6 protein-coding genes are annotated in these 11804 nt (G+C 69.3%); 2 read left to right on the plus strand and 4 right to left on the minus strand.

Annotated elements, in window-relative coordinates; translation table 11 throughout:
• Positions 1 to 69: 69 nt before the first annotated feature.
• Positions 70 to 1590: a hypothetical protein gene (locus WMF19_RS19105; protein WP_437900406.1), complete on the minus strand. Its 1521-nt coding sequence runs from the start codon at positions 1588 to 1590 to the stop codon at positions 70 to 72.
• A gap of 328 nt (positions 1591 to 1918) precedes the next feature.
• On the opposite strand from WMF19_RS19105, the gene WMF19_RS19110 reads away from it, so the two are divergent.
• On the plus strand, positions 1919 to 2278 hold the full coding sequence (locus WMF19_RS19110; protein WP_437900407.1) for a hypothetical protein: 360 nt from the start codon (positions 1919 to 1921) through the stop codon (positions 2276 to 2278).
• A 243-nt stretch (positions 2279 to 2521) separates the two neighbouring features.
• Here the strand turns inward: WMF19_RS19110 and WMF19_RS19115 are convergent, their stop codons facing one another.
• From WMF19_RS19115 to WMF19_RS19125, 3 genes are all read right to left on the minus strand, one after another.
• Positions 2522 to 3439: a fibro-slime domain-containing protein gene (locus tag WMF19_RS19115; RefSeq protein ID WP_437900408.1), complete on the minus strand. Its 918-nt coding sequence runs from the start codon at positions 3437 to 3439 to the stop codon at positions 2522 to 2524.
• Between the two features lie 160 nt (positions 3440 to 3599).
• Positions 3600 to 4166 carry a hypothetical protein gene (locus WMF19_RS19120; protein ID WP_437900409.1) on the minus strand — a complete coding sequence of 189 codons (567 nt, stop codon included), beginning with the start codon at positions 4164 to 4166 and terminating at the stop codon, positions 3600 to 3602.
• 183 nt (positions 4167 to 4349) lie between these two features.
• Positions 4350 to 5471, minus strand: coding sequence for an ATP-binding protein (locus WMF19_RS19125; protein ID WP_437900410.1), 1122 nt, complete (start codon positions 5469 to 5471; stop codon positions 4350 to 4352).
• A 640-nt stretch (positions 5472 to 6111) separates the two neighbouring features.
• On the opposite strand from WMF19_RS19125, the gene WMF19_RS19130 reads away from it, so the two are divergent.
• Entirely contained in the window at positions 6112 to 11793 is a 5682-nt protein-coding gene (locus WMF19_RS19130) for an AAA family ATPase (protein WP_437900411.1), read from the plus strand.
• Positions 11794 to 11804: the final 11 nt, after the last annotated feature.

The following is an 11804-nucleotide window of genomic DNA, read 5'->3' on the forward strand; positions in this document are numbered from 1 at the left end:
GGCGCGCCTCGTGACCCAGCGCCGCCGGGTCACCGATCCATCAAGAGGACGCCGGCTTCGCTGTGTGGCTCACTCGGGCAACCGCAGCATGAAGCCGGCGCCGGCCAGCCACCCGCCGCTGGAGAAGCCGGGATAACCTGGGTTGTTCGTCTGCAGCCCGTCGATGCCGTCGAGCGGCTCGCCGCTCACGATGTCGACCAGGTTGTCGGGGACCTCGTCGAACACGGGATTCCTGGCGGACGGGCTCTTCGACACCTCCCGCGGCACGAGCAGCTGGCCGTGCAGGAACGCGCCCACCCCGAAGTCGGCGCCGAAGAGCGACACCGGCGTCTCGAACGAGGCGGCGACCGCGAGGCGCGCGTTGTCGACGTAGTTGGTCCTGCCGGTCTGGTCCGGCACCGGAGACGGCGTGAAGGCCACGTCGGCAGAGAGCCTGCGGCTCCCCAGCACGACCGCGCCGCCGAGCCCCACGGACACCGTGCTCGACCACGGGTCGGGCGGGGCCTCGGCGTGCCGATCGCGGTACTCCGACCACCGCGTCAGGAGCGCGTGCCCGCCGATCTCCCAGGAGGGCAGCGCCGGGCCCTTCGAGCGCGCGGCGCGCTCGCCCCCTCGGTCTTCGCTCGGCGGGCCCGTGACCGAGGCCCCGACGCTGACGCGCGTCGGCTGGTGGCCGAGCGTCAAGCGATAGGCCTGCGGGACCGAGCTCTCGCCCTCGGGATACGTGTAGTTCCAGAAGCGGATCCTGTTCTCGCCGTCGGTGTCCGACGCCGAGGCGAGGTGGAGCGTGGCCGAGAGGCGCAGCCAGGGGGCTGGGCTGGTCGCGAAGGCGAAGTAAGGAGCGAAGACGCTCTCGACCTCCACGTCGGGGTTGATGAGGGCGGTCCGCTGGTCGCTCGCGTCGGGCACGTGGACGGCGGTCCGCGCGCTGGTGCCGATCGTGACGTCGACCCCCGCCCCCACGGATAACCAGCGGGTGATCCGGCCCGCCATCGACACGGCCAGGCTGGTGACCGACAACCGATCTCCCAGCAGCTCGAACTCCAGCCGATTCGAGAAGTACTGCGCGCGCTCGTCGGCGAAGAAGGCCCGCTGCTCCTGGAAGCTCCTGAGCGGCAGCAGGGCGTAGAAGCCCAGGACGAGGCGGTCCTCGTAGAGCGGCCTCACGAACCCGAGGGTCGCGTACGTGTTGGTCTGCCGGTCGCGCGTGTCAGCCCGCGGGCTCGGGAGCTTCGACCCCGGCATGGGCCGGTGGGTGAGACGAGAGGTCGAGCCGTCCGGATTCCGGATCTGGCCATCGTAGACCGACTCGGGCACGTCGACGCCAGGGGGGCGCGGGGCGAGGGTGATGTCGCCGTGCGTGACGAGCACGAAGAAGCCCGCTTGCGTCGTCGCCGCCGCGTACGGCAGGAGCGCCGGGTTGAAGAACGCGGCCTCGGGTCCCCGCGCGAGCACCCGTGCGTTCAGCCCGTTGGCGCTCGTGGGAGCGCCGGTGATCTCCAGCGCGCCCGACGCGCGGACGGCCTCGGCATGGAGGAGCAAGGCGGACGCCAGCGCGAACGGCGCGGCGACGCAGACTTTGTGCGGCATAGGTGCTCGAGGCGCGGCAGTCTGCCGGAGGGTCGGCCGCGAGGTCAAGCCCTGAGCCGCGCAATTTTCCGCATCGTCACGGGCCCATCACGCCGACGTAGGAGGCGAGAGACGCAGGTGTCATCCAACCTCATGACTCTGAGCCATCGTCGCCGGCCGGCGCCGGATCGAGCGGTGCATTGGGCGGAGAGGGAGGGGGACTGGCGATGAAGAGACGACCGCAGACGATTTGGTGAAGGACGGCCCGCCACCGGAGCATCCACCAGACGCGAGGGAGACCTGGATGCGAACGGTCCCCTCCAGAAAAAACTCCCAGGAGAATGAAAAGATGAGCTTGTTCAGCAAGGTGGTCCTCTCGCTCACGCTCCTAGGCGCCGCCGCCGTGCTCGGCGGCTGCGTCGGCGAGGCTCCCCTCGAAGGCGATGGAGAGCAGGAGACCCAGCCCGAGTCAGCGGACGCGATCGACCCCGACGCGGCGGAGGCGGTTGGAGCCGCGCAACAAGCGCTTGAATCCACATGGGTTTGCAAGCAGTGGTGGGGGTATTGGAAGGAAGTCGGCCGTGTCACGATCTGGTGGGGTCATACGCGATCCGACGCCCTCTGGGCCTGCCAGAACTGGGTCGCGGCCTGCTACAATCACGGCGACGGCTGCTATACGGATTCGAGCCCGGTCTACGCGACATGGTGACGAGCGTGGGGTCTTCCTGATCGATCCCGGCTAGGTGCACAGGGCGGCCGGCGAGGGGGGGTCGCCGCCCTGGAGGCGCTCGCGCCGGTCGCCTGCGCCGACAGAGGTCCGCGAACTTCATGGTGCCATCATCAGAGCTTCACGGTGAGGAGGGGAGCCCCGCCGAGAGATCTAATGATCGACCCGATCCCAGGCCCGGACGAGCTCCTGAGCTGGCGCGCGGCGCGCAGCGCGCTCTCGGCGCTACCTCAGGATCGGATCGCAGTTCGTGAACTTGAACGACGTCATGATCGTGAAGCTCGACCCGCCGCCGCGGCGCTCCGCGTAGAAGAAGTCGAGCGGATACTCCTTGCCGGGCTCGATGCCGAGCTCCTCGGCGTTCGCGTCGAGATCGAGCTGCGCCGGGGTCGAGACGTGGAGCCCGCCCAGGTCGATCGCGAGGCGCCTGTTGACGAACACCCAGAGATCGTCGTCGCCGATGAACCAGAAGACGCCGCCCGGTCGGTACTCGAACGTCATGTGGAGCTCGTAGGTGAAGCCGTAGTTGTGTTCCCGCCCCTCGTTACCCCACCCCTGATCGTCGATCGGGAAGAACTGCGATCCCGCGAATTCTCCGAGGCCTCGTTCGCTCACTGTGAGAGGGACGACGTACGGAATCCGTACGTTCACCGTCGGGTCGTCGTGATACCACTGATAAAACGCCTCGGGCCCGGTCGTGTGCTCCGTGCCGCCCTCATGCGCATAGACCGGCTTGTCGTCGGGGCCGAGCTCGGGCTTGACGATGCCTTTCAGGCCGTCGCCCGCGAAGTACTCGAAGTCGGGGTGCCCGCCGTCCGAGTCGAAGGCCTTGAAGTCGCGCACCACCCCCGCGAGCTTCGGCTCGCAACGCTCGTCCCCACCAGCGCCGGCGCTGCCCTGGGCGGAGTCGCCGCCGGCGCCGGGATCGAGGATGCCGGGATCAGCCCCGCCGGCGCTGGACGAGGACGAGGCGGGCGACGACGAGGTCGTGGCGCCGAGGTCGCGACCGATGACGGCGATCTCGGTGGTGCACCCCGCGAGCGCCGTGCCCGTCGAGAGAAGGACGGCCAGGAATCGAGGGGTGCTCGCGCGGGTGGCCGCCGTGGGCTGGGCTAGCTTCATCGAGATCGTCTCCTGTCGCATGGATGCCTCCGAGCTTGCCGATCCTTCAGGCAAACTCATGTGAACGCGTCGTTTCATGGGGCGCTGCCTGCAGGGGCCCTGCCGACGAGGCGGCGCCCCCGCTCGGCGACGTCGCGCTTGCGTGGCCGTGATCGCTTCACGGACGCTCTGGACGCGAGCCTCAGCTCCAGTGTGCTGTCAACTCGAGGTGATCGTCGTTGTCGCCGCCGCCGGCGATGATGCGCTGGCGGACGTGGTTGGCGCCGCCGATCACGAGGAGCTGCTCGCAGGAGCCGATGACTTCGGTCCACATGTTCTCATCGAAGCCCTGGCAGCGGATCCAGAGAGCGCGGGTGAAGCCGCGGCGGGATTCGAGGACCCGGACGTGGCCGGCGGAGTAGTAGTTGGAGAAGACGCGCTGGCCGAGGGAGAAGAGGGTGGAAGGGGAGATGAGGCCCGCGATGACCTTGTAGATGCCGCTCATGTCGTCGTGGGTGCACTGGCGGCCAATCTGGTGGATGAGCTCTTTGCCTTCGCCGCTGGCGCGCCGGATGGCCTGGAACAGGTCCTTGTACCAGGCGATCGGGTACCATCCGGTGGAGACGAGGCTGCCATAGCGGATGCCGTCGCGCAGCGGTTCACACATCGCATCGAGGCTGAGCTTCTGGACAGGTTCGCCGCGCAGCTTGCCAAAGCTCGCATAGACGGAGCGAAACGCCACCCCCTTCACCCTGGGTTCGTCGGTCATCCCATCGCGCGAGCCCCCTCGGCAATAAGGGTACCGCATGCCGCGGGGGCAGGCCAGCGCCCTGGGCGGCAGCGACGGGCCCGGCCAGGCGCGAGCCGCGGCTTCGGGCTCCTTGACCGGCGGCCCCGGGCGCGGCGCCTCGGCGCGCGCGGCCTCGGGGGACGCTGCGGTGACCCACCCGCCTCAGGGTGACTCAGGCGCAGCTTGCGGCAGCGGCAGCTCGACCGTGAAGGTCGCTCCTTGCCCTAGCTCGCTCTCCACGTACATCCGACCACCGTGCGCTTCGACGGCGGTGCGAGCGATGTAGAGGCCGAGCCCCAGCCCTCCGTAGTGCCTCACCGAAACGCCGCGCCCGAATCGCTCGAACAGCTTCGACTGCGTCTCTTGATCCATGCCGATCCCATGGTCGGTCATCGACAGGCGGGCGATTCGACCATCCGACGCGAGCGCGATCTGGATCGGCCTCCCTCCGCCGAACTTGATGGCGTTGGCCAGCAGGCTGGTGACCACCCGCTCCAGCCGGTCGCCGTCCCAGCGGCCGACCACTGGCCGCTCCGCCTGCACGATCAGCTCAATGCCTTCCTGCGCGAGCTGGTCCGCGACTTGCGCGGCGGCATCGCGGATCACCTCGCGCAGATCGACCTCGCTCAGCTTGAGATCGAGCCCCCCCGCCTGGATGCAGGAGACATCGAGGAGCCCGTCGACGAGGGCTGCGAGGCGCCGGATCTGCCGCTTGCATCGGAGCAGCGCCGAGCGCGCGCGCTCGACGTCCATCCCTGGCGCGAGCCATCGCTCCAGGCCCTGCACGACGAGCTGCAGGCTCGTGAGCGGTGTTCGGAGCTCGTGAGAGGCAATGGCGACAAACTCGTCGCGCAGGCGGACCGCCTCCTCCGCCTCGGCGCGCGCCCGCCGCTCCTCCAAGAGGAGCCGGTCGCGTTGCCGCTCCGCGCGCACTCGCGCCGTCACGTCGCGGTGGCTCCAGACCCGCCCGACCACGGCCCGGGCTAGGTACTGGGGCAGCGAGTAGCACTCGATGAGCCGCCCGTCCTTGAGCTCGAAGACATCGAAGCTGGTCGCGTCCGGGCGAGCGTAGATGGCTTCGATCCTGCTCCGAAACCCATCGGGATCTCGCATGATATCGCGCACGAAATCCAACGCGTACGCGTCGCCCCGGCGGGCCAGGACCTCGTCCGGAATGAGGAAAATTTCCGCAAAACGGCGGTTGAAGAGCACGATGCGCCGAGAGAGATCGACGGCCAGTATCCCATCCGCCGCCGACTCGAGCGTCGCTTTGAGCAATGACACAGAGGGGCGCATCATCTCTTCAGGGAGCGCCGGTCGGAGGGATCATCGAGCGGCAAGCCGAGCTGCCCGGCGTGCTCGGGCGACATGAACGGCCGAGTGTCCGGGGGCGGCCTGGCGGCCTGAGCATTGGTAGGCCTGGTCGAGCGGCGAACATCGGCATGATGACTACCGCGTCTCGACCGAGGGCGGTATGGCACGCTGGTGCGCAGGGGAGGCAGGGGACCCTGTAACCGGCCGGGCACGCTCGCGGGCGCTCGCGCGGCGGTTTGGCGGCCTTGCGACGATCGGTGAAGCCACCAGCCTCGTTGGGCTCGCCGAACTTGTCGTCGCTGAGAGGCGGCTGACAACCGTGACCTCTTGGTCGGCTCGTCGCCGGGGCGCCGGCACGAGCGCCGTGCAGCAGCGTAGGCCGGCTGGCATGTCCATTTTTTTTGTTGCCCTCCCTCACCTGCATTGAAGAGTACAATCGCCTCCTACATGGTGCAGCCCGAGCCGCTCGATCTTCGCGCGGCGTGCCTTGCGGATGGCCCCGCCCAACCGGGCCACCCTGCCGGAGAGGAGTTCAGAGGGCCGGCGGCCGCAGCCATGACCCCGCACGGGCCCCGAGCGACGTGGAGCTTCGCCCCTCAGGTCCTCACCCATGACTCCGGCCGCACAGTACACGATCCTCGAGACGCTCTTCGGCGGGGGGAGGGCGGTCGTTCATCGCGCGCGGAGGGACGCCGACGGCCACCTGGTCCTCCTCAAGGCGCTCGACCCGCGGCGCAGCGGACCGAAGGAGATCGAGCAGCTCAGGCGCGAGTACGAGATCGGAGCGCTGTTCGACACCCCCGCCGTCGTCCGGCCGCTTGCCCTCGAGACGTACCAGGGGATGCTCGCCCTCGTCCTTGAGGACGACGGCGCTGACTCCCTCGATGGCCTGCTCGGCGAGCCGATGCCGATGGCTCGGTTCCTCCCGGTCGCCGTCCGAATCGCCGGCGCGGTCGCGGAGATCCACGGAAAGGACATCCTCCACAAGGACCTGAAGCCCCAGAACATCCTTGTGATCCCTGCGAGCGGCGAGGTGAAGATCACCGGCTTCGGCCTCGCGTCCCGTCTCCCCCGGGAGCACCGGCCCACGCAGCCGGCGCGCCTCATCGAGGGCTCGCTGCCCTATCTCGCGCCGGAGCGGACGGGGCGGACCAACCGGGCGATCGACCGCCGCGCCGATCTCTACTCGCTCGGCGTCACCTTCTTTCAGATGCTCACCGGGAGGCTCCCCTTCGAGGCGAATGACCCCGTCGAGTGGGTCCACTGTCACGTCGCGCACGCCCCGCCGAGCGCCTCGGAGGTCGCCCCCGAGGTGCCCGACGCCGTCGCTCGGATCGTCCTCAAGCTCCTCTCCAAGACGCCCGAGGACCGCTATCAGAGCGCCCGCGGCCTCCTGCGCGATCTGGAGCGGTGCCTCGCCGAGTGGACCCAGAGCGGGACGATCGAGCCGTTCACACCGGGGGAGCGCGACGTGTCCGATCAGCTTCAGATCCCCCAGAAGCTCTACGGGCGGGACGCGGAGATCGCCGTCCTGAAGGGGGCGTTCGACCGCGTGGCGGCGTCGGGGACACCGGAGCTCGCGCTCGTCTCGGGGTACTCCGGCATCGGCAAGAGCGGGCTCGTCCACGAGGTCGAGGCGCCGGTCGTGCGGCAGGGGGGCTTCTTCATCTCGGGGAAGTTCGACCAGCACAAGCCCGACATCCCCTATGCAACGCTCATCCAGGCCTTCCGGGAGCTCGTGCGCTGGATCCTCGCGGGGAGCGAGGCGCAGATCGCCGCCTGGAGGCGGCGGCTCATCGAGGCCTTGGGAATCCACGCCCAGCTCATCGTCGACGTGATCCCGGAGATCGCGCTCGCCATCGGGCGGCCGCCGCCTGCCCCGGATCTGCCGCCGGTCGAAGCGCAGAACCGGTTCCGCAGGGTGTTCCAGCGCTTCATCGGGGTGTTCGCCCGGCACGAGCACCCCCTCGCGCTGTTCCTCGATGACCTGCAGTGGGCCGACTCGGCCAGCCTCGGGCTGCTCCAGGAGATCTTGACGCGCGCGGAGGTGCGGGACGTCCTCGTCATCGGCGCGTACCGCGACAACGAGGTGTCCGCCTCTCACCCGCTCCTGCGGAGCCTCTCCGAGGTGCGGCGGGCGGGCGCCCGCGTCTCGGACATCGTGCTCGGTCCCATCCCGCCCGCGGCGCTCGCCACGTTCGTCGGCGAGGCCCTCCACTGCGCCGCCGAGGACGCCGCGCCGCTCGCCGAGCTGATCCAGGACAAGACGGCGGGCAATCCCTTCTTTGCCATCCAGTTCCTCACCGCGCTCCACGAAGAGCGCCTGATCGAGCGCGACGAGCGGAGCGGCCGGTTCCGGTGGGACGTCGCGAGGATCCGCGAGAAGGGCTTCACCGACAACGTGGTCGACCTGATGGTCGCAAAGCTCCGGCGGCTGCCCCCCGCGACGCAGGAGGCGTTGAAACAGCTCGCATGTCTGGGGAACACCGCGGAGATCGCGCTCCTCGCGATGGTCCACGGCGGACTGGAAGAGGGCACGCGGGCGGACCTCTGGGAGGCCATCCGGGCGGGGCTGGTCCTCGACCTGGACGGCACCTGCAAGTTCCTCCACGACCGCGTCCAGGAGGCGGCCTACTCGCTGGTGCCGGAGGAGCAACGGGCCGCAGAGCACCTCCGGATCGGCCGGCTCCTCGCGTCGCGGTTGCCCGAGGACGCGATCGCGGAGCGGATCTTCGACGTCGCGAACCAGTGGAACCGCGGCGCCCATCTCATCACCGATCCACGCGAAAAGGAGGCGCTCTGCCGGCTCGACTTCCTGGCAGGTACGAAGGCGAAGGCCGCGATCGCCTATGCGTGTGCGCGGAGCTACCTCGCCCAGGCTTCATCCCTCTTGCCCGAGGACGCCTGGAGCAGGCAGTACGAAGAGACGCTCGCGATCCACCTGGATCTCGCCGAATGCGAGTGCCTCATCGGTGACTTCCAGCGGGCCGACGCTCTGTTCGACCTGATCCTCGTGCGCGCACGCTCACCGCTCGACCGCGCCAAGGCCCATCGGCTCCGTCTACGCCTCTATCAGATCGCCGGGCGGCTCGGCGACGCCGTGAGCACCATGTTCGAGGCGGTGCGCCTCTTCGGGGTGACCTTCCCGGAGTCCGAAGACGAGATCCAGGCCGCGGTGGAGGCCGAGCTCCAGAGGGTCCCCATCCTCCTGCGCGGCCGCGCCATCGCCGACCTCGCGCTCGCACCGACGACCACCGACGAGCGCGTGCGGGCCATCATCGGATTGCTCGTCGAGGCGATGGCTCCGACGTACAGCACGCGACCGGCGTACTGGCCCCTGGTCATCGCCAAGGCATTGAGCTTCTCCTTGCAGCACGGAAACTGCGAAGAGTCCGCTTTCGTCTACAGTTGTTATGCCGCCCTGCTGGTGTCGAGGTACGGCGACATCTCATGGGGGTGTCAATTCTCCGAGATGGCGCTCAGGCTGAACGAGAGGTTCAACGGCCTGGCGCTGAAGGGGAGGCTGCTCTTTCACCACGCGGCGCTCGCCTGCGTCTGGCGCATGCGCTTCGCGACGCTCCTCCCCATGATGGAGCAGGCTTATGTTGCTTGTGTCGATGTTGGGGATTTCGTTTTTGCTGGCTATGCCTCCTTCAACCTGGTGTGGCTCGTCGTGGAGAGCGGCGGCTCGATCGAGCAACTCATCGAGGCCTCGCGGAAGTACGCGTCGTTGGCCGAGAAGAGCCACCACGACCTGGCGCGCCGCCTCCTCCGGACCGAGGAGCAATTCGCAGCGAGCCTGAAGGGGGCGACACGAGCGCCCACGAGCTTCAACGACGATACCTATGACGAGGTGGAGTGTGTCCTCGCGATGGAGAGGGCTGGCTTCGGGATCGGGGTCGCCTTCTTTCACATCATGAAGCAGGTCGCGGCGTTCATCGATGGACGATATGCCGAGGCGCGGCAGGCCGCGGCCCTCGCTGCGCCGATGCTGCGCGAGGTGATGGCCCTGGCGAACGAGGCGACGCACCACTTCTACTACGCGCTCACGCTGACGGCGATGTACGCAGACGCGCCTGCCGTGGAACAACGGCAATTCGCAGCGCTGCTCGAGGTGCAATTGCGGAAGTTGTCCTTCTGGGCAGAGCACTGCGCAGAGAACTTCCAGGACCGTTACGCCCTCGTTCAGGCGGAGGTCGCCCGGATCGAGGGCCGCCACCTCGACGCCGAGCGCCTCTTCGAGGAGGCCATCCGCTCGGCGCGCGACAATGGCCTGGTGCACAACGAAGCGGTGGCCTACGAGGTCGCGTCCCGGTTCTACCGGGCGCGAGGGCTCGATGAGTTCGCCGAGCTGTACCTCGGCAATGCCCGTGCCTGTTACGCCCGCTGGGGCGCCCACGGCAAGGTGAGGCAGCTCGATCGGCAGAATCCCCACCTCGTCGAGCGGCGGTCTCCCCCGCCCACCGCCACCGTCGCGGTGGACTCCGATCAGCTCGATCTCTCCTCGGTGACCAAGGCCTCGCAGACCATCTCCGGTGAGATCGTGCTCGGCGAGCTCCTGCGCACGCTGCTCCGGATCGTGCTCGAGCAGGGCGGCGCGGAGAGGGCCTGCCTCCTCCTGTGCCAGGACCACGGCCTCTCGATCGAAGCGGAGGCGAGCCTCGGCGAGCGCGGGGCGACGACGACCCTCCTCGGCCCGGAGCCGCTGGACGGCTCTCTGCGCGTCCCCGCGTCGCTCATCCACTACGCGAACCGGACCAAGGAGCGGGTCATCCTGAGCGACGCCGCCGCCCACGCGCGCAAGTTCGCGAGCGACGGCTACTTCGCTCGGAGCCGGCCCAGGTCGGTCCTCTGCATGCCCATCCTCAGGCAGGCCGAGGTGGTCGGGCTGCTTTACCTCGAGAACAACCTGCTCGCCGGCGCCTTCACCCCCGATCGGCTCGCCGCCCTGGAGCTGCTCGCCACGCAAGCGGCGATTTCCCTGGAGAACGCGCGGCTCCTCGCCAAGGAGCGGACGGCGAGGGCGGCTGCCGAGGAGGCCGAGCGCCGATCCGCGTTCCTCGCCGAGGCGGGCGTCGTCCTGTCGGAATCGCTCGACTACGAGGTGACCTTCGCCCGACTCGGCGAGATCTGCGTCCAGGGCCTGGCCGACTGGTGCGCGATCGATATCGTGGAAGACGGAGAGCTCCGCCGCCTGGCCTGCGCGCATGGGGATCTCGAGAAGGCGCCTGTCCTCGAGGAGCTTCACCTCCGATATCCGCCGCGCTGGGGCTCACCCCACCCGTCGGTCACGGTCCTCCGCACCGGCGAGCCGCTCCTCATGCCGGAGCTTCCCGACGAGATCCTGCGAACGATGTGCGTCGACGACGAGCACTTTCGGCTGCTCCGGGAGCTCGGTACGCGGACCAGGCTCTCGGTGCCGCTCGCGGTGCGCGGGCAGAGGCTCGGGGCGCTCACCCTCGCCTCGGGCGCGCCGGGGCGCCGCTACGGGCGCGCCGACCTCGAGCTGGCGCAGGAGGTCGCGCACCGCGCGGCGATCGCGATCGACAACGCCCGGCTCTACCGCGCCTCCCAGGAGGCCGTCCGCGCCCGCAGCGAGTTCCTCTCCGTCGCGTCCCACGAGCTGAATACGCCGCTGACCTCGCTCACGCTCTCGGTGCAGTCCCTTCGCCGCGCGGTCAGCGCGGGGCGCCCCGTGGATCCTGAGGTCATGGATCAGCGGCTCGAGCGCATCTCGCGGCAGACCACCCGGCTGACCCGGCTCATCGACGATCTGCTCGACGTCTCGCGCATCGAGTCGAGGCCGCGCGCGCTGGAGCTCGGCGACGTCGACCTCGCGGCCCTCGTCCGCGCGGTGGCTGCGCGCTTCGAGGCCGATCTGGCGAGGGCGCGCTGCTCGATCTCGATCCGCGCCGATGCGCCGGTCGTGGGGCGCTGGGATCGGTCGCGCCTCGACCAGGTCGTCACCAACCTCCTCGGCAACGCGATCAAGTTCGGCGCCGGCAAGCCCATCGAGATGGCCGTGGGCGCCGCGGACGGCGTGGCCCGGCTCGCGGTCCGGGACCACGGCATCGGCGTCGATCCGGCGCAGCGCAGCCGCATCTTCGAGCGCTTCGAGCGCGCCGTCTCGGAGCGGCACTACGGCGGGCTGGGCCTCGGCCTGTACATCAGCCGCAAGATCGTGGAGGACCACGGCGGCTCGATCCGGTGCGACTGCGAGCCCGGCGCCGGAGCCACCTTCATCGTCGAGCTCCCCTGCGCAGGGCCGCTGCCCCCGCCTCCCGCGGCGTGAGCAGGCTGTCC

The organism is Sorangium sp. So ce124 (assembly GCF_051525235.1).
GTDB classification, from domain to species: Bacteria; Myxococcota_A; Polyangia; order Polyangiales; family Polyangiaceae; genus Sorangium; species Sorangium atrum.

Excerpts from the sequence above, each read along its gene's own strand:
- WMF19_RS19130 (WP_437900411.1), top strand. The coding sequence starts at position 6,112 with ATGACTCCGGCCGCACAGTACACGATCCTCGAGACGCTCTTCGGCGGG.
- WMF19_RS19120 (WP_437900409.1), bottom strand. The coding sequence starts at position 4,166 with ATGACCGACGAACCCAGGGTGAAGGGGGTGGCGTTTCGCTCCGTCTAT.
- WMF19_RS19115 (WP_437900408.1), bottom strand. The coding sequence starts at position 3,439 with ATGCGACAGGAGACGATCTCGATGAAGCTAGCCCAGCCCACGGCGGCC.
- WMF19_RS19105 (WP_437900406.1), bottom strand. The coding sequence starts at position 1,590 with ATGCCGCACAAAGTCTGCGTCGCCGCGCCGTTCGCGCTGGCGTCCGCC.
- WMF19_RS19110 (WP_437900407.1), top strand. The coding sequence starts at position 1,919 with ATGAGCTTGTTCAGCAAGGTGGTCCTCTCGCTCACGCTCCTAGGCGCC.